Below are 19,259 nucleotides of genomic sequence, written 5' to 3'. Positions count from 1 at the left end.
CATAAAGAGATGAATAATAAAATGAGTAAATTAGACCCCTACTTCGGTGAATTTGGTGGACAATATGTTCCAGAGATTTTAATCCCTGCGCTTAATCAGCTTGAAGATGCATTTATTGACGCACAAAACGATCCTCAATTTATAAAAGAGTTTCATGACTTACTCAAAAACTATGCGGGTCGACCAACGGCGCTCACACTCTGCCGAAACTTAACCGACGGTACTAAAACAAAGCTTTACCTTAAGCGTGAAGACTTGCTACACGGTGGTGCACATAAAACCAACCAAGTATTAGGCCAAGCGTTATTAGCTAAAAGAATGGGCAAAACCGAGATTATCGCTGAAACAGGCGCGGGTCAGCATGGTGTAGCGACAGCACTCGCTTGCGCATTACTTAATATGAAATGCCGTATTTATATGGGTGCAAAAGATGTAGAACGCCAATCACCTAACGTCTTTCGCATGAAATTAATGGGCGCAGAAGTCATTCCTGTACACAGTGGTTCAGCGACATTAAAAGATGCGTGTAATGAAGCGCTTAGAGACTGGTCTGGCAGTTATGACAAAGCGCATTATCTGTTGGGAACGGCAGCGGGTCCACACCCATATCCAACAATTGTACGCGATTTCCAACGCATGATTGGTGATGAAGCGAAACAACAAATTTTGGAAAAAGAAGGCCGTTTACCCGATGCCGTCATCGCCTGTATTGGCGGTGGTTCAAATGCGATTGGTCTATTTGCTTCATTTATTCCAGAAGAAAATGTCCGTTTAATCGGTGTGGAACCTGCCGGATTGGGGATAGAAACCGGTCAACATGGTGCCCCACTTAAACATGGCCGTGTTGGGATCTACTTTGGAATGAAATCCCCCATGATGCAAACTGACGAAGGACAAATCGAGGAGTCTTACTCAATTTCAGCAGGACTGGATTTCCCTTCTGTTGGCCCTCAGCATGCGCATTTGAATAGTATTGGCCGAGCAGATTATGTCTCTATTACTGACGATGAAGCCTTAACGGCTTTTAAACTGTTATCTCGCAAAGAAGGGATCATCCCCGCGCTAGAATCATCTCATGCGCTCGCTTATGCCTTGAAGCTGGCTGAACAAGAGCCAAATAAAGAGCAATTGTTGATCGTTAATCTATCGGGCCGTGGCGATAAAGATATTTTTACAGTACACGATATTTTAAAAAGCAAGGGAGAAATCTAATGGAACGCTATACACAACTTTTTAAGCGTTTGAGCAGTGTAAACCAAGGTGCATTCGTTCCATTCGTCACATTAGGTGATCCTGACGCTGAACTTTCGCTGAAAATCATTGATGCTTTAATTGCTGGTGGCGCAGATGCCTTAGAAATTGGTATTCCATTTTCGGATCCACTTGCTGATGGGCCTACCATTCAAAATGCCAACTTAAGGGCATTTAAAAGTGATATTACACCAACGCTATGTTTTGAACTTTTAGCTCGTATTAGACAAACACATCCTGACATGCCAATTGGCTTATTAGTTTATGCTAATTTAGTGTTCAGTAATGGCATTGATCATTTTTATTCGCGTTGCCAGCAAGCTGGCGTAGATTCTGTATTAGTTGCAGATGTACCTATGCGAGAATCAACACCATTTCGTCAATCTGCAATTGCTCACGGTATTGCCCCCATTTTCATCTGCCCACCCAATGCTGATGAAGCATTAATTAAGCAAATTGGGGAGTATAGCGAAGGTTATACGTATCTATTATCCCGTGCTGGTGTCACTGGGACAGAAAAACGTGCTGAAATACCATTGACTAACCTCATTAGTCAATTAAGCCAATATCAGGCAGCCCCTGCTCTACAAGGGTTTGGTATCTCTGAACCAGCACAAGTCAGTGAAGCCATTGCCAATGGCGCTGCGGGAGCGATTTCAGGTTCTGCTGTTGTGAAAATTATTGAGAATAATCTGCAACGCCCAGATATCATGCTAGCTGAATTAACTCAATTTGTGAGAAAAATGAAAGCAGCTACACAAAAATAACCTGTAACCATAACGACAGATTGCCCATATCTTATATGGCAATCTGTCTACCCTATCTATTTTATACCCACTATTTTCTTCTTTAAGTTGAATTTTTTTCGCTTTCTACTGATACTAAAATTATCAGTGATACACCATGATCTATAGTCTCTGATAAATTTTTGCTGGATGACTTAACAATCAACGTATTTTGTAGTTTGAAACGTTAGGAGATAAAAGGATGAAATTATTCAAATCCGTTAGTGCATTATTTGTCGCTATCTTTATGGCTTTCACACTCGCGGCCTGCGCACCAACAGACAAATCTGAAGGTACCGGTGGTTATATTGATGATACCGTCATTACAACTAAAGTAAAATCAGCGCTACTGGCTGAGAAGGATTTAAAATCAACACAAATTAGTGTTGAAACCTTTAAAGGCCGAGTGCAATTAAGTGGTTTTGTTGATTCAAGAGCTGACGCTAATAAAGCGATTGAAACAACGAAAAAGGTCAAAGGCGTTCAGTCTGTGATTGATTCAATGAAAATCCGCTAAACGGTTACCTGTCAATTTTATCAATATCAGCTCAATTTGGGCTGATATTGATAGCCTAAATTAATTTTATATATCTCAATAAAATGATCACTGCCATTTATTATAACGCAATGAGTTACGCGCATGTTTAATTATTGTTAAAAGATGTGGCTTTATTATTTCCTGACAGATGATTTATAAAAACTCAGCGATTATTTTTCGGATATATTATTTCTTAATAAAAAAATCCGAGAATATAGATTCTCGGATTTACGATGACACTCTCATCCATTAGAGTTAATTTTTTACCTATTATCTAAGGTCTTCAATACAAATTGATTAGAAACGGTAACCCGCACCAAACATAAATACAAATGGGTCTAAGCGAGTATCAATTTTATGTTGCTCACCTTGGAATTTGAATTTAACGTCAGTGTCGATATCCATCCACCAAACTGAAGCGTTCAACATCCAGTTATCCGTTAGCATGTAGTCCATACCTGCTTGTGCAGCAAAGCCCCATGAGCTTGATAGGTCTAGGTCGCTCAAACCAAGCTGTTTAGCACCTGAATTGAATTTCTCATCAAAGAAGAAGGTATAGTTAAGACCCGCACCTAGGTATGGGCGTAATTTATCTTCTTTGCTACCAAAATAATATTGCGCCATTAATGTTGGTGGTAAATGATGGACTGTCGCAATATTACCTAATTCACCTAAACTAACTTTATGCTCAAATGGTGTCGCAGCTAATAATTCCACACCAATATTATCTGTCACCATGTAGCTGAATGTCAGACCTAATTGAGTATTATTATTCGCATTAAAGTGACCAAGATTTAATACATCTTCAGATCCTGCATTTGGACGAACAGTTGCAGTACCCGCACGGAAAATAAAATCGCCAGCTTCATGAGCAAATGAAGCTGCTGGTGCAAGAGTTGCAGCAGCTAAGACAAGCGCAGTGAGTTTTTTCATTATTAATCCCATTCCTGTGTTTTTATTTTGGTATAAAATATACCGTTTAATTTTATTTAATGTTCAAATCAAGATCACATCTTTTAATAAAAATGACCTAATCTGACTACGTTGAATTTATTATTTCATTTATAAATTTTTTAATTTTGATTTAAATCAATTTTTGTCAGGTATACGTTTAAAATAAGAATTGATCCCTCGCTTTTGTTATTTTATTCAAAAGATATAAATTATATTTTAAATGCATCTTATGCAGAGTTAGATCTATTTAAGATAACAATAGTCCTTCATGAAATAACAATCCGCATTTATCCTTTTTTGCTCACCCCTCGTCTTATCTGAACTTTCTCTACCTATACGTTAGATACTCGGTTACAATCACCTAAAATTTTGTCCCGTTTTTGTAGATAGGAGCAGTTACATGTCCATTTCGGCCAACTCACTCATCAATGATAGTGTGAATTTTTTCAAGAATCAGTTGGGTGGCCTATTCACAATTGTGCTGTTAGCAACGGTTGTCAGTGTTGTGATTTACGCAATAATGGTACCAAATGCCCATATGCTTGCCGTTTTGTATAATGCACAGGCACAATTAATTGATTCAGGAAATTCAGGCTTACAAAATTGGGTACAAGACCTTTCGGAAGAAGATAAAAGCAGTATCTTACGCGTTTCTTTTGGTCTTATCCTATCGGTTACCTTTGGTAGCCTAATCTTGATTTGCGGTGTTTTATCCTATATTGCGGGGTTATCCCGTGGCGAAGACATCACCGCAACTCAAGCGTTATCAGCATCTTTACCTAAAGCGCCTTCTATGTTTTTGCTGTTAGTTGTCTGCTCTTTGCTGGTGCAACTCGGCATCACTATTATGCTGATCCCAGGGATAGTGCTGGCTATTGGCTTCTCATTAGCCCCCGCGGTACTCATGAGTGAAAATGTTAATCCCTTTAGCGCAATGGGGAAAAGTTGGAAAATGGCCTATGCCAACTGGCGAGTGGTATTACCGATGGTTCTGATTTGGATGGCATCGCAAATGCTCGTCAGCATATTAATTAACAAACTCCAACTCAATCACATCGTTGCTAATGGGTTGTCCTTTTTCATCAACAACATCATTGCTGCTTTCGCGTTGTTGTATTTTTATCGGTTATATATGCTGATCACTCAAAAGTAATCATTACTGATTAAAAATGACGCTCAACGGCACCTTAAATGTTCTCTCATTAAGGTGCCGTTTGATTTTATAGCCTAGCATCATTAACACTAATCAATATCTCGGCGTTATTCGGGATCGGGTGATTCCAGCTCTTTTAGCTGCTTCTGTTGCTTACTTTGGATCAGACGAATAGCAAAATAGATATCAGGTACAACCAACAGGTCATCGTCTGAACGATTAATTTTATTCTTCTCCAACCAGCTGTTGATTGATGTTCTACGCCCCGCCAGTACCAGTGTTACCCCTTTTGCTTTTAACGCCGTCACGATATCATTTAACGCAGAAAAAACGCTTACATCGTTATGAGTGAAGCTAACAGCGGCATCAACGATCACCCATGCTGGACGTTTGGGCTGATTATCCAAATGTTTATTTAAACGTTCTTTAAAATAATTAACGTTAAAATAGGTCAATGGTGAGTTAAACCGGTAGATCAACACACCTTCAACAGGTTGAACGCCATTATCTTTAGAAATTGAATGTAGCATCCCTTGGTCATCAACCCCTAACAGTTGGTCTGTTGGACGGAAAATAACGCGAATAAACTGTAATAATCCAAGCAAAACCGCTAAGCCAACACCATTTATCAGCCCAGCAACTAATACCGCACCGAGTGTAAAGATACTCAGAGTAAAGGCTTGCTTATTGCGTTTGCGCATCGACCCTATATTACGAATACTGAGCAATGACCACGTCGAAACAATTAACACCACACCCAATGCAGGCATTGGTATATATTCCAATAAATCGACAGAAAAAAGCAGCACCATTGCAATCGCGACAGCAGCAACAATCGAGACCAGCTGAGTTTTCCCCCCCATCATATCATTTACCGCGGTACGACTACTGGCCGCACTAACCGCAAATCCTTGAGAGAATGCTGACGCAATATTGGCCATACCTAAAGCGCGTAATTCTTGATCAGCGTCGATGCTATAGCCATTTTTACTGGCGAAACTTCTCGCTGTCATCATAAAACTCACAAAGCTTATGACAGCCAAGTTTAAAGAAGGGGTAATTAAATCACGCATCAATCCTGGGTTAAATTGCGGCATAGGAATGAAAGGAAGCCCTTCCCCCAAATCCCCCACCACACTAATTCCATATTTTTCAATGTCGAAAACATAACTGACGAATGTAGCAAAGATCATCGCAATCAATAATGATGGCCACATGCTACGTATTTTTTTTATTGTAATGATAATGATGAATGTCATAACTGACATCAACAAAGTGGGAATATGGGTAGCCAATAATGCGGTTGGAAAAGCGACTAAGCGCTCAATAAAACCACTCGGCAAATCGACGATACCAAAAACTTTACCGATTTGGCTGACAATAATAGTAATAGCAACACCATTTAACAGCCCTTGTAAAATTGGTCGCGATAAAAAATCAGCAAACGTGCCTAACCTAAACCGAGCCGCAATCAAACACCACATTCCCGTCATGAGACTCATAACAATAATCAATTGCCATCGCGTTGCTTCATCCCCCATCGCCAAAGGGCTAACCGCAGCGGCAATCACCGCACAAGTTGCAGCGTCAGGGCCGATAATCAATTGTTTTGATGTGCCAAATAATGCATAAAAAATCATTGGGAAAATGCATGCATATAAACCGATAATGGCATTGATTCCCATCAGTTCAGCATAAGCAATTGCGACAGGCAAAGCGACTGCTGCAACCGATAAACCCGCTTTAACATCAGGACCTAAGTCAGCAAAACGATAATGAAATAACGTTTCTAAGCCGGGCATCCAGACAAACAGTCGCGCCTTTATCATTGTCAGAAAACTCTCTAAAAATTAATGAGTTAAATTATTATAGATACTATATATATCTGAAGTATCAAAGATTATCTATCACTTATCTCAAATAACCGTAAAATAATGCAAATATGATTGGTAACAAAGCGTGTTTATTGGTAAAAAGAAGCAAATTCTTAACAACTCATCTAAAAATCGGTTAAACTACCCCATTATCTTTATGCGAGGCTGTGGTACTCACTGTTATGAAACAACTTATTGATTTTATCCCTTTGGTGATATTTTTTATTGTCTATAAAAGTTATGATATTTTTTATGCCAGCGGTGCGTTACTGGTAGCAACCCCTTTAGCATTACTCGCAACATACCTGATTTATAAACACGTCGAAAAAGTCGCAAAAATCACTTGTATACTGGTGATGGTGTTTGCTTCCCTCACCTTGATTTTCCACAGTGACGCCTTTATCAAATGGAAAGTAACCATTATTTATGCATTATTTGCTTTGGCATTACTGATTAGCCAATGGTTCACTAAAAAACCATTAATTCAGCGTATGTTAGGTAGTAATCAAGAAATTAAGTTACAAGATAGTCATTGGGTTAAATTAAATAGCGCATGGGCTATTTTCTTTATTGTCTGTGCGGCATTAAATATTTATATCGCGTTTTGGTTATCGTTGGATACTTGGATGAATTTTAAAGTGTTTGGTTTAACCGCGGGAACGTTAATTTTTACTGTCCTCAGTGTTATTTATATTTACAAAAACATGTCGAAAGAACCCATCGAACAAGAAAAGTAATAGATTAGTTACGCGATTACGAATAAAAAAAAGAAAACCTGCATTTGCAGGTTTTTTTATTTTTAACGACCTCTTCCGAGAGCCTGATCTATTTTCTTATCTGTATTGTATTGGGATAAGGCATACACTGACCAAATTGCGGCAGGAAGCCAACCAATTAACGTAATTTGTAGAATGAGGCAAATAATGCCTGCGAATGGGCGACCGATAGTAAAAAACTGTAACCAAGGTAATAAAATTGCCAATATCAATCTCATATTATCTCCCTAGAGTTTACGACCCAACTTTAGCAAATATTTTGCCATTGTAGACAGTCAAGTCTCAATATGAAATATAAAAAACACTTCTTGCAGTTTCTTTGCATATTTTTAGTCTATTTATTTGCTTTTATTGCCTTATAAAAAGCTATTGATAACACATTCCAGTTATCTTTTGACGCTTTTAACAGCAATAAGCGTATCAGTTCATGATTCATCGTGACGGATACGCTCATTCTAGTTTATGATGAGAATGGGTTTAAATATTTCTATATTTTGATAAAGAGTTTGATATGCAATTACCAAACGGGGAATTAGTCTTACGTACTTTAGCCATGCCAGCAGATACAAATGCAAATGGTGATATTTTTGGTGGCTGGTTAATGTCTCAAATGGATATTGGCGGTGCAATTTTAGCAAAAGAAATTGCACTTGGGCGCGTTGTCACTGTTGCCGTAAATGGCATTAAATTTCAAAAACCTGTCGCCGTTGGTGATGTAGTTTGCTGCTATGCGCGTTGTTTAAAAACAGGTAAAAGCTCCATTACCATTAATATTGAAGTATGGGTAAAAAAAGTGGCGACAGAGCCAGTGGGTCATCGTTATCGAGCAACAGATGCCGTCTTCACCTATGTGGCTGTTAATGATGATAATTCGCCTCGTCAACTACCTCAGGAAAAACAATATTTTCAGTTAGAGAGCACTGAGTAACTTTGCATATCAATTCGAGTATCTGACCAATCAATAACGCCCCCAAAACTTATTTAGTCGTTTCTGGGGGCGTTTTATTTTCTCTATCGTTTAACAAAACGGCTTTACACTTGGCTTACTGTGCCATCAATTTTGAAATATATTTCCGTCACATAACCTTTTGCAGGCAATTTTTCGAATGTCCAACGATTCATCGCGCGTTTTACGTCACGTTCAAATAAACCTTTTGGCGTTGCTTCTACAAACTCAATATTGGTAACACGCCCATCAGCATCAATGTCATAGCGAACCTTAACGTAACCATCTTTACCTAAACGGCGAGCACGTTCTGGGTAAGAAGGAGCCTGTTTACGGATAGCTTTAGGTCCACGTTGACTGGTAGATTGAGAGCTCGTTGCCCCTTTGTTGTTTGCAGTGACATTCGCCGTTGATTTAGGCGCCGCGGCATTCAAGTTAGATAGCGGTTTTAAATCGTTGTTTGCTAGCTGTTTTTCAACTGGCTTCGCCTCTTTCTTAACTTCACGTTTTTCTTCTTTTTTAGGCTTTGGCTTTTTCTTAACTTCAGGTTTCTTTTCTAATGCGATAGCCGGTTCAACAACGGGTTCAGGTTCAACAATAGGTTCTGGTTCTGGCTCAGGTTCTGGTTCAGGTTGTGGCGTTGGTTCCGGTTGAGCGGCGGCAGGCTCGACCGCGGGTTCATCCGACTCAAATGCAACCATGGCTATCGTCATAGGCTCCACCACGGTTGCTGTCTTCGGCTGATTGAAAATCCATGCCATAGCAAGCCCTGCATGAATAGACAACGAAATGATAATAATAAGAGGCCAACGGATCCAACGCATACGAATTTTCTACCCTACGACTTTCAACCTAAAGAATATGATCGATAGTTTAAATGCAAATAGCAATCATATTCAATAAGGTTTGTCATTCAAAGTGAAAATTGTGAGACTGAGCCCTACTCTTTTTACTCACTCCACTGGGTAAATAGTAAGGAACGGCGGCGTTTATAGATATCAAATTTTCTGATTGAGTAGATATGCATATTGCGCCTTGAATGCCCTTCAAGCCAGCGTCGACGGCGTCTTAAGGATTGTCTTAACATCCGCCAGCGACCCACTTCATGCCTACTACGTCTCATTTTTTTATCCTTTTGATTACTGAATTTAACTACGAGTGAAATTGGTAAAATATTATAGACCTTTAGTCGCGCTAGCCAAGAATAACCTTAAAATTGGTAAAATATTTCAACTCTGCATGAATTTGATATCAAAAGATAACTATCAAGAGAATAAATTGTTTTTTCATTATTAATCTATAAGATTTAGCAAAGCTTTTAAGATGACTTTTTGCTAAATTCTATTAGGATTAACATCAGTTTTTATTTTATAAGGTCTATTTCATTTTTTGACTATTTTTACACTCTCCTATTTTGTGAGGCATGTAATCGATTATGGCAACCGTGTATACGCTATTGAGCTGGTTATTGTTTTTCTTATATTGGTTAATAATTGCAGCAATTACCGTTCGAATTCTTGTGAAACGACGCCCTGTCACCTCAGCGATGACATGGTTATTAATTATCTATATTCTGCCATTAGTCGGTATTATCGCCTATATTGCATTCGGCGAGCTCCATTTGGGGAAACGGCGTGTTGATAAAGCACAGCAAATGTGGCCATCTGTCGCGACTTGGCTTGAAAACTTGCGTCATTCAAAACATATTTTTGCCACTGAAAATAGCCCTGTCGCCGAGCCACTTTTTCAGTTGTGTGAAAAACGCCAAGGTATTGCTGGCGTTAAAGGGAATCGCATTCAGCTCCTGACTACTTGTGAAGAATCCCTTAAATCTATCGTCAACGATATCAACAATGCACAGCATTCTATTGAAATGGTATTTTATATCTGGCAACCCGGTGGATTAGTCGATGGCGTTACCGAAGCCTTACTCAACGCGGCTAAACGTGGTGTAAGATGCCGCATTATGGTGGACTCTGCGGGTAGTTGGCATTTTTTCCGTAGCGATTACCCCGCCAAAATGCGGGCTGCTGGAATTGAATTTGTTGAATCATTAAAAGTAAATCTAATGCGTTTTTTCTTGCGCCGCATGGATTTACGTCAACACCGTAAAATTGTGGTGATCGATAACTATATCTCTTATACCGGAAGTATGAATATGGTTGACCCACGCTATTTCAAGCAGGATGCTGGTGTGGGTGAATGGGTCGATATTTTGGTACGTATGGAAGGCCCTGTCAGTACCACGTTAGGTATTGTTTATGCATTTGATTGGGAAATGGAGACGGGACAACGTATTTTGCCACCGCCACCAGACACCAATATTATGCCATTTGAACAAGCTAACGGTCATACCACGCAAATGATTGCTTCTGGTCCAGGTTTCCCTGACGAGTTGATTCAACAATCATTAATGACGGCGATTTTCTCCGCTCGTAAACAGCTCATAATGACTACGCCTTATTTCGTTCCTAGTGATGATTTATTACACGCTATTTGCACCGCAGCAATGCGTGGAGTCGATGTCAGTATTGTGATGCCAAGGCAAAATGACTCGTTTCTTGTTCGTTGGGCAAGCCGTTCGTTTTATTCTGAGTTGTTAGAAGCCGGCGTCAAAATTTATCAATTTGAAGATGGACTCTTGCACACGAAAAGTGTTCTAGTTGATGGAGAACTTAGCCTCGTAGGCTCGGTCAACTTGGATATGCGGAGTTTATGGCTGAATTTTGAAATCACCGTTGTGATCGATGATAAAAACTTTGGTAGCGACCTAACGATGGTACAGTATGATTATATCGCCCGTTCTACACGACTCGAAATCGAGGAATGGGAACAACGACCATTCTGGAATCGCGTTGTTGAACGTTTATGCTACTTCTTTAGCCCGTTATTGTAATTTATTTAACTTTAGGAACTGTCATGACTAAGCCACTAACTGTACAACTTATCGATGAGGATGAAATCATTGAAATAGCCTATGACTTGTTCCTAGAAGGCGCTATGACAAACTTAGAGCCTGCTGATCAGGTGATTTTTGCCCTGCAATTTGAAGAGTGTGGCGCTGCTGAAATTGTGCCACTGACTTCGCATTGGCAAAGCATTATTCAACCTGAATTTAATTTAGAAAATTTTAGCGAAGTGATTATTGGCTTAGCGCAATCCGCAGATGAAGATATTAACGATATCTTTGCTCGAGTTTTGATTAGCCGTAATCCAGCCGTTCCCTTCCACCATATTTTATGGAAGCGTTGATCAATATTGATACGGCTTTCGCATAAAATACGCATTAAAAAAAGGGCCTAACGGCCCTTTTAAATTTCATCGTTAAAGTGGATCAACCTTTAAACAAGATACCGCATGTTTAAAACTTCCCTCTAACAAAGGCTTCGTTTTCGCACAACCTTCATCAGCTAATGGGCAACGAGTTCTAAACACACAACCCGACGGTGGATTAATGGGAGAAGGTAATTCCCCTTCCAATAACTCTATCGCTTTATTTTTCTCTTTATCCGGATCAGGAACAGGCACTGCTGACATCAAGGCTTTCGTATAAGGATGAAGAGGATTGTTATACACCTCATCATAGGTTCCCAACTCAACCGCATTACCTAAATACATCACTAATACCCGGTCAGAAATATGCTTTACGACGGCCAAATCATGAGCAATAAAGATCAAGGATAAGCCCATTTCCCTTTGCAATTCTTGCAATAAATTAACCACCTGTGCTTGAATGGACACATCAAGTGCAGATACTGGTTCATCACAAATAACGAGTTTGGGTTCAAGGATCAGTGCTCTTGCAATCCCAATACGCTGACATTGTCCACCAGAAAACTCGTGAGGATAACGGTTGATTAAATTGGGTAATAACCCTACTCGCATCATCATTTTTCTGACCTTTTCCGTCACTTCAGATTGACGCATCTTTGGATTATAGGTTTTCAACGGTTCAGCGATGATATCACCGATTGTCATACGCGGATTTAGTGACGCCAAAGGGTCTTGGAAAATCATTTGAATGTCGTTACGTACATCTCGCCACTGTTTTTCATTTAACCCTAGTAAATCACGTCCTAACCAACTGACGGTGCCTCCCGATGATTTCACTAACCCAATAATAGCGCGAGCAAAAGTGGACTTTCCACACCCAGATTCCCCCACGACACCCAGTGTTTCACCTTCATATAAGCGCAGTGTCACACCATCAACCGCCTTTAAACTTTTATCAGGCTGCCAGAACCATTGTTTTTTGTCTCGAATAGCAAAATGAACTTTTAAATCATTAACTTCGAGCAAAACGGGTCTATTTTCATGCTGTGTCATACCAACTCCTCCACTGGCTTAAAGCAAGCTCTCAAACGATCCGTTGAAAAGACGCTCAGCTCAGGCTCATGTTCAATACATTGTTCATTCGCATATTGGCAGCGCGGAGAAAATGGGCAGCCTTTTGGCAGGCGCAACAAATTAGGCGGGTTACCAGGTATGGTTGCGAGACTTTCATCATCACCATCCAAACGCGGTACTGCTGCAAGTAATCCCAACGAATAGGGATGAGAAGGATGATAAAAAATATCGCGCGCTGTGCCGTATTCCATGGTACGCCCTGCATACATCACCAGAACTTTGTCACACACCCCAGCAACCACGCCTAAGTCATGAGTGATCAAAATAATAGCGGTATCAAACTCTTGTTTCAGTTCATTTAATAACGTCATGATCTGCGCTTGAACCGTAACATCTAATGCCGTTGTCGGTTCATCCGCTATCAATAATTTAGGCTGACACAATAATGCCATGGCGATCATGACACGTTGACGCATCCCACCAGAAAATTCATGAGGATACATATTCATTCTTTTACGGGCTTCTGGCATTTTTACTGCATCGAGCATACGTACGGACTCTTCAAAAGCTTCCTGTTTCCCCATACCTTTATGCAGCATTAGCACTTCAGATAATTGTGTTCCAATTTTTAAGTAAGGATTTAATGACGTCATAGGATCTTGGAAGATAATCGAAATCTCTTCTGCTCGCATCCTATTCAAATCCTTTTCTTTTAAATTAAGGATTTCACGACCATTAAATATGGCCGAGCCACCTATTTTGCCATTACGGGCTAGCAACCCCATGAGAGCGAAAGCCGTTTGGGATTTTCCTGAACCTGATTCTCCCACAATACCTAAGGTTTCACCGGCACGTAATTCAAAATTCAGTTTATTAACGGCTGTTACATCACCATCTGGCGTTGAAAAAGTGACGTTGAGATCTTTAACTCTCAGTAGAGGGTTAGATGATTTAATTTCAGACATAGTCATTCCCTCTAGCGGTCTTTCGGGTCGAGGGCATCACGTAAACCATCGCCGATAAAGTTAAAACAAAATAGTGTGACAACAAGAAAACACGCTGGGATCAATAATAACCATGGCGTCACTTCCATAGAATTAGCACCATCACTTAATAATGCCCCCCAACTACTCAACGGCTCTTGAGTACCTAACCCGAGAAAGCTTAAAAACGATTCAAATAAGATCATACTTGGCACGAGTAATGATGCATACACGACAACAACACCTAATACGTTAGGAACAATATGGCGTAAAATAATGTGGCGAGTGCTCACACCACAAACTAAAGCGGCCTCAATAAATTCTTTTCGTTTCAGCCCTAAAGTTTGCCCACGCACGATACGCGCCATATCCAACCAAGAAACCATACCAATAGCGACAAATATCAATAAGATATTCGTGCCAAATAATGTCACTAGCAAAATCACAAAGAACATAAATGGAAATGAGTTTAAGATCTCCAATAAACGCATCATAAAGGAGTCTACTTTTCCACCAACATAGCCAGCCAGAGAGCCATAAAGTGTGCCCACAATAACAGCCACAAGTGCAGCAGCGACCCCAACCATCAGAGAGATACGCCCACCGATAGCGACCCTAACTAAAAGATCTCGACCAGAAGCATCGGTACCAAAATAGTGCCCACTCGCCATATCTGGCGGCATCGACATCATTTCCCAGTCCGTATCATCATATAAAAAGGGGGATAACATCGGTGCAAAAATCACAAATAACGTAATCAAAAATAGGACAAACAGGCTAAATATCGCAGCACGGTTATGCATAAATCGACGTCGTGCATCCTGCCACAAACTACGCCCTTCAATATCTAATTGCTCCGAAAGTTTTTCCAGAGCTTCACTATTCTTTTGATTCAATAACACAGTGTCTTCTCCGGATTAATAACGAATTTTCGGGTCGATAACAGCGTATAACACATCGACAATCGCATTAAAGGCAATGGTCAATACACCGACTAAAATGGTTAGACTAAGAACCAATGAATAGTCACGGTTCAATGCACCATTAACAAATAATTGCCCAATGCCTGGTAAACCAAAAATCGTTTCTATCACCATTGAACCTGTGATAATCCCCACAAATGCAGGCCCCATATACGAAAGCACAGGAAGCAAAGCAGGTTTCAATGCATGACGTAAGATGATAGTACGAAGTGGTAAGCCTTTTGCACGCGCAGTACGAATGAAGTTTGAGTGCATAATCTCTATCATTGAGCCACGTGTAATACGTGAGATGCTTGCAATATAGGCTAGCGATAATGCCACCATCGGTAATATCATGTGTTTGATATTACCGCCGTCCCAGCCACCACCAGGGAGCCATTTCAAATGAATGGCGAAAACCAGCACCAATAGCGGTGCCACTACAAAGCTGGGGATGACAACCCCCGTCATGGCAAACCCCATGACCGTAAAGTCCCATTTACTATTTTGATTTAATGCGGCAATAACGCCAGCAGACACACCAAAGAATACGGCAACGATAAAGGCAGTTGCCCCTAATTTTGCAGAGACAGGAAATGCTTTCGCGACTAAGTCGTTAACACTATAGTCTTTATATTTAAATGATGGGCCAAAATCACCTTTAGATAATTGCACTAAATAGTTGAAATATTGCTTATACATCGGGTCATTTAAGTGATATTTCGCTTCTATATTCGCCATAACTTCAGGCGGTAGTTTACGTTCTCCCGTGAAAGGGCTGCCTGGTGCTAACCGCATCATAAAAAATGAAATCGTAATAAGAATAAAAAGTGTCGGAATCGCTTCTAGTAAGCGACGTATAATAAATTTTAACATTGCCCTTCCCTACATCTGTTGCTTAGCCGGACCAATCATCACATTGTTGTCCGGCTCCTCAGAGCCGGACTGTTATTGTTAGTGCTTAATAATATAAAGGTCTTTAGTATGAAGGTTATCGAGAGGGTCTTTACCTGTATAACCCCCCACATACGGTTTAACTAAACGCGTGTTTACATAGTAGTACAATGGCACAACAGCGGAATCTTTATCTAAGATTTTTTCAGCTTTATCATAGAGATCGGCACGTTCTTCATCCGTTTTCACTTGCAACGTCTGTTTCATCGTAGCATCGAAGTCTTTATTCTTATAATGAACAGTATTATTACTACTATGGGACAGTAGCATATTGAGGAAAGAAGAAGGTTCGTTATAGTCTGCACACCAACCAGCACGAGCAACATCATAAGCGCCTTGATGTCGGCTATCTAAGAAAGTTTTCCACTCTTGGTTTTCTAATTTGACTTCTGCGCCAATGTTTTTCTTCCACATTGAGGAAGCGGCAATCGCAATACGCTTATGTAAATCAGAGGTGTTATACAATAAATTAAACTTCAATGGATTTGCTTTGTTGTAACCCGCTTCTTCGAGCAGCTGTTTCGCTTTTTCGTTGCGCTGCTCTTGCGTCATATTCGCATACCAATCTGGCTTTTCCGTTTTCATGCCGTTGGTAAATGGTGGTGTAAACCCATAAGCAGGGATATCGCCTTGAGCTTTCACTTTATAAGTAATGACGTCTCTATCCATAGAAAGTTTTAATGCTTCCCTTACACGAGGATCATTAAAGGGTGGCTTTTCGTTGTTAATTTCATAGTAATAGATACACAGATAAGGATTTACCCGTAGCTCATCTGGCATATTTTTTTGCAGCGTTTTAAATTGCTCAATGGGTAAATTACTGTAAGTCATGTCGATTTCACCGCTACGGTAACGGTTAACATCGGTAACTTCAGAGGAAATTGGCAGGTAAGTGACTTGGTCGATAATGGTATTAGCATTATCCCAATAGCTCGGGCTACGCTCAAGGACAATGCGTTCATTGACTGTCCAGTCTTTTAATTTATAAGCCCCATTCCCCACAAAGTTTTGTGGTTGAGTCCATTTTGCACCATATTTTTCAATCACTTTTTTGTTTACTGGTGACATTGAAGAATGGATCAAAAGTTTAGGGATATACGGTACTGCTTCACTCAATTCGAGAACAAGGGTATGGTCATCTAATGCTTTAACACCGAGTTCTTCTGGTTTTTTCTTACCAACAATAATGTCATCTACATTTTTCAAGTGCGCATACTGTAAATAGCTTGCATAAGGAGAAGCGGTATCAGGGTCAACAAGACGTTGGAAACTATAGACAAAATCGTGGGCCGTTACGGGATCTCCATTTGACCATTTAGCTCCCTCACGAATTTTAAAAGTCCATTCTTTAAAATCTTTATTTTCCCAGCTGACTGCCGAGCCAGGCAAAATTTCACCATTTGGTCCAACGATCGTGAGACCTTCAAAAAGATCACGAGCTAAAGCGGATTCCGGAACACCTTCAATTTTATGTGGATCAAGAGATTGAGGTTCAGAGCCATTATTACGAACGAGTGTTTGTTTCTGCGCAAGCTCAACACCAGCAGGTACCGTTGCAGCAACACTACTCGTCATCCCTCCAGCCATCAATCCAGCAGTAACACCTAAAGCAACCATGGTTTTATGAATGTATTTACTCATCTTATCCGTTACTCCCATACCATATTTCATTGTTATATTGTGGATTGTGATGCTTACCAACGCGGTAAACTGTTTATTATATTATTTTAGTACTATTTATTAGTTTGGTTTATATATAACCGCTTAATATCCATATGATCAAGAGGGTCTTTACCTTTAAATCCTCCAATTGCTGGGTTAACCAATCGAACACTTACTCGGTAATAAACAGGAATAAGCGCTGAGTCTTGATCAAGCAAGGCCTCCGCCTGTTGATAAATTTGCTTGCGCGCTGCATCATCAGGCGCAACTAATGCTTTTTCTAATAGAGAATCGAACTGAGGGTTTTTATAGAAAGCGGTATTATTACTACTATCTGAAGACATGATGTTCAAAAATGCAGAAGGCTCATTATAGTCGGCACACCAAGTCGCACGTACGACATCATAATTACCGTCGTGGCGGCTTTGTAATGATGTTTTCCATTCTTGATTTTGTAAGCTCACTTCTGCCCCAATATTTTTTTTCCACATGGAAGCAGCAACTATGGCTTGCTGTTTGTTTTGATCAGAAGTGTTATAAAGCAGAGAAAATTTAAGTGGATTCGCGGCATTGTAGCCTGCTTCAGCTAAAAGCGCTTTTGCACGTTGATAGCGTTTCTCATCACTCCAACTGGCCCACTCAGGCGGTGAAAAATCACTATTATTAATAAAAGTAGGCGTAAAACCATAAGCAACTATCTGCCCTTGTCCCATAATTTTATGAGTAATAATGTCTCTATCCAATCCGAGTTTTATGGCTTCTCGCACTCTGGGGTCAGTAAAAGGTGGCTTGTTATTATTAATCTCATAATAAAAAGTGCATAAGTAAGGACGAACATATAATTCATCTGGTCGCTCTGATTGCATTTTTTTATATAAAACGGGGGGAATAGCGGAATTACTAATATCAATTTCACCACTACGATAACGATTGACATCACTGACTTCCGACGAAATGGTTAAAAAAGTTGCTTCATCTATTTTGCTATTCTGATTATTCCAATACAAAGGGTTACGTTTAAGAACAATACGTTCGTTAACAACCCACTTATCCAATAAATAGGCGCCATTTCCGACAAAATGATTACTTTGCGTCCACTTATCCCCGTATTTTTCAATTGCTTGCTTATTTACGGGTTTCATCGCCGTATGGTTAAGCATATCAATAAAATAAGGCACAGGATGGCTCAGCGTGACTTGTAAATGTTTTTCATCGAGTGCTTTTACACCTAGCGACTCCAGTGGTTTTTGACCTTTTAAAATCTCAGCAGCATTTTCAATATAGGCACTTTGCAGATAACTTGAATAAGGTGAACCTGTTTTTGGGTCAGCTAATCGCTGCCAACTGTAAACAAAATCTTGGGCAGTCACAGGAGAACCATCGCTCCATTTCGCATTATCTCTGAGCGTAAATACCCAAGTGGTATAATTCTCATTAGTCCAACTTTCAGCCACGCCTGGCGTGACTTTACCGTCAACATCCGTATAAATGAGCCCTTCAAGCAGGTTAAGGATAATACTGGTTTCCGGTATACCCTCAACTTTATGTGGATCTAATGAAGCAACTTCAGAACCATTATTAATCGTAATAGCTTGTTTAACTGCCGTCGCTACAGGCGCGGCATTAGAATGAAATGCAACTAAAAAAATAGGTAGTGAACACAAACTCTTATAAAGAAAATTCATCATCACCCTCAAAGGTTATAAGTGTTGCTACAACAAAATCCAGCACTTAATCGGCTTATTTCGTCAAAGTAATATCCTAAGTTAGCGATACCACTCACCTTTTAGATTAGTTTTCATAATTCACAAGTACCACCTATAAAAAACAACAAATTGTTAACATTGTGTAATTATGCTGAAATCTATCGTTACTATACAAATCAATAAACATTATGATTTTACGGTACTAACAGAGGATTTATCTGTTATTGCTATATTTAAATACCAAGGACTGGTTTAAACATATCATTAACATTAGATAAATTAAATAGCGTAAAAATTTACTCAGCTCACATTTCCTTACTTTTTATACCTTCTTTGACAAAAAATGCGACATATTATTATAAGTATTG

At 39.8% G+C, this 19,259-nt stretch carries 19 protein-coding genes; 8 read left to right on the top strand and 11 right to left on the bottom strand.

What is annotated here, in order from left to right; all coding sequences use genetic code 11:
- The first annotated feature begins 21 nt into the window (after positions 1-21).
- The 3 genes from trpB to ACWPW6_RS09305 all read left to right on the top strand — a co-directional run bounded on the left by trpB (position 22) and on the right by ACWPW6_RS09305 (position 2,553).
- Entirely contained in the window at positions 22-1,212 is a 1,191-nt protein-coding gene (gene trpB, locus ACWPW6_RS09315) for a tryptophan synthase subunit beta (protein ID WP_154624936.1), read from the top strand.
- Positions 1,212-2,018 (top strand): tryptophan synthase subunit alpha, encoded by an 807-nt coding sequence (gene trpA / locus ACWPW6_RS09310; RefSeq protein ID WP_154624935.1) that lies wholly within the window; start codon positions 1,212-1,214, stop codon positions 2,016-2,018. Before trpB ends, trpA begins: the two co-directional genes overlap by 1 nt.
- Positions 2,019-2,238: 220 nt before the next feature.
- A complete protein-coding gene (locus tag ACWPW6_RS09305) occupies positions 2,239-2,553 on the top strand; it encodes a BON domain-containing protein (protein ID WP_154624934.1) in 315 nt (104 codons plus the stop codon).
- A 318-nt stretch (positions 2,554-2,871) separates the two neighbouring features.
- Here ACWPW6_RS09305 and ompW read toward each other — a convergent pair whose 3' ends face one another.
- Positions 2,872-3,507 (bottom strand): outer membrane protein OmpW, encoded by a 636-nt coding sequence (gene ompW, locus ACWPW6_RS09300; protein ID WP_154635701.1) that lies wholly within the window; start codon positions 3,505-3,507, stop codon positions 2,872-2,874.
- A 421-nt stretch (positions 3,508-3,928) separates the two neighbouring features.
- Between ompW and ACWPW6_RS09295 the strand changes: the two genes are divergently transcribed.
- Positions 3,929-4,681: a YciC family protein gene (locus tag ACWPW6_RS09295; protein WP_154624646.1), complete on the top strand. Its 753-nt coding sequence runs from the start codon at positions 3,929-3,931 to the stop codon at positions 4,679-4,681.
- Positions 4,682-4,788: 107 nt separating this feature from the next.
- Here ACWPW6_RS09295 and ACWPW6_RS09290 read toward each other — a convergent pair whose 3' ends face one another.
- The gene (locus ACWPW6_RS09290) at positions 4,789-6,510 is read right to left on the bottom strand and encodes a SulP family inorganic anion transporter (RefSeq protein WP_247047247.1); all 1,722 of its coding nucleotides are present in this window, start codon (positions 6,508-6,510) and stop codon (positions 4,789-4,791) included.
- A gap of 227 nt (positions 6,511-6,737) precedes the next feature.
- On the opposite strand from ACWPW6_RS09290, the gene ACWPW6_RS09285 reads away from it, so the two are divergent.
- Complete coding sequence (locus ACWPW6_RS09285) at positions 6,738-7,292, top strand: septation protein A (RefSeq protein ID WP_163861549.1); 555 nt, start codon at positions 6,738-6,740, stop codon at positions 7,290-7,292.
- A 62-nt stretch (positions 7,293-7,354) separates the two neighbouring features.
- Here ACWPW6_RS09285 and ACWPW6_RS09280 read toward each other — a convergent pair whose 3' ends face one another.
- Positions 7,355-7,549: a YqaE/Pmp3 family membrane protein gene (locus ACWPW6_RS09280; RefSeq protein WP_154624648.1), complete on the bottom strand. Its 195-nt coding sequence runs from the start codon at positions 7,547-7,549 to the stop codon at positions 7,355-7,357.
- A 293-nt stretch (positions 7,550-7,842) separates the two neighbouring features.
- Here ACWPW6_RS09280 and yciA point away from each other — a divergent pair, with 293 nt between their 5' ends.
- Entirely contained in the window at positions 7,843-8,259 is a 417-nt protein-coding gene (yciA, locus tag ACWPW6_RS09275; RefSeq protein ID WP_154624649.1) for an acyl-CoA thioester hydrolase YciA, read from the top strand.
- 104 nt (positions 8,260-8,363) lie between these two features.
- Here the strand turns inward: yciA and ACWPW6_RS09270 are convergent, their stop codons facing one another.
- Both ACWPW6_RS09270 and ACWPW6_RS09265 read right to left on the bottom strand, forming a co-directional pair.
- On the bottom strand, positions 8,364-9,101 hold the full coding sequence (locus tag ACWPW6_RS09270) for a TonB family protein (RefSeq protein ID WP_154624650.1): 738 nt from the start codon (positions 9,099-9,101) through the stop codon (positions 8,364-8,366).
- 125 nt (positions 9,102-9,226) lie between these two features.
- The gene (locus tag ACWPW6_RS09265) at positions 9,227-9,400 is read right to left on the bottom strand and encodes a YciY family protein (RefSeq protein ID WP_154624651.1); all 174 of its coding nucleotides are present in this window, start codon (positions 9,398-9,400) and stop codon (positions 9,227-9,229) included.
- Between the two features lie 312 nt (positions 9,401-9,712).
- Here ACWPW6_RS09265 and cls point away from each other — a divergent pair, with 312 nt between their 5' ends.
- Both cls and ACWPW6_RS09255 read left to right on the top strand, forming a co-directional pair.
- Positions 9,713-11,173, top strand: coding sequence for a cardiolipin synthase (cls, locus tag ACWPW6_RS09260; protein WP_154623662.1), 1,461 nt, complete (start codon positions 9,713-9,715; stop codon positions 11,171-11,173).
- 23 nt (positions 11,174-11,196) lie between these two features.
- Positions 11,197-11,529 (top strand): HI1450 family dsDNA-mimic protein, encoded by a 333-nt coding sequence (locus ACWPW6_RS09255; RefSeq protein WP_154623663.1) that lies wholly within the window; start codon positions 11,197-11,199, stop codon positions 11,527-11,529.
- Between the two features lie 72 nt (positions 11,530-11,601).
- Here the strand turns inward: ACWPW6_RS09255 and oppF are convergent, their stop codons facing one another.
- The 6 genes from oppF to ACWPW6_RS09225 form a co-directional block, all read right to left on the bottom strand.
- Entirely contained in the window at positions 11,602-12,603 is a 1,002-nt protein-coding gene (oppF, locus tag ACWPW6_RS09250; protein WP_163861546.1) for a murein tripeptide/oligopeptide ABC transporter ATP binding protein OppF, read from the bottom strand.
- A complete protein-coding gene (gene oppD / locus ACWPW6_RS09245) occupies positions 12,600-13,589 on the bottom strand; it encodes an ABC transporter ATP-binding protein (RefSeq protein WP_154623665.1) in 990 nt (329 codons plus the stop codon). The genes oppF and oppD overlap by 4 nt, the downstream gene beginning before the upstream one ends.
- An 11-nt stretch (positions 13,590-13,600) precedes the next feature.
- Entirely contained in the window at positions 13,601-14,509 is a 909-nt protein-coding gene (gene oppC / locus ACWPW6_RS09240) for an oligopeptide ABC transporter permease OppC (protein WP_163861540.1), read from the bottom strand.
- A 15-nt stretch (positions 14,510-14,524) separates the two neighbouring features.
- On the bottom strand, positions 14,525-15,445 hold the full coding sequence (oppB, locus tag ACWPW6_RS09235) for an oligopeptide ABC transporter permease OppB (protein ID WP_250000440.1): 921 nt from the start codon (positions 15,443-15,445) through the stop codon (positions 14,525-14,527).
- Positions 15,446-15,523: 78 nt separating this feature from the next.
- The gene (gene oppA / locus ACWPW6_RS09230; RefSeq protein WP_154623667.1) at positions 15,524-17,164 is read right to left on the bottom strand and encodes an oligopeptide ABC transporter substrate-binding protein OppA; all 1,641 of its coding nucleotides are present in this window, start codon (positions 17,162-17,164) and stop codon (positions 15,524-15,526) included.
- Between the two features lie 92 nt (positions 17,165-17,256).
- The gene (locus tag ACWPW6_RS09225; RefSeq protein ID WP_454209625.1) at positions 17,257-18,873 is read right to left on the bottom strand and encodes an ABC transporter substrate-binding protein; all 1,617 of its coding nucleotides are present in this window, start codon (positions 18,871-18,873) and stop codon (positions 17,257-17,259) included.
- Between the last annotated feature and the right edge of the window lie 386 nt (positions 18,874-19,259).

The organism is Providencia sp. Marseille-Q8014 (genome assembly GCF_965112055.1).
Note: the sequence above shows the minus strand (reverse complement) of the source record. Positions and strands in the feature narration are given on the sequence as shown.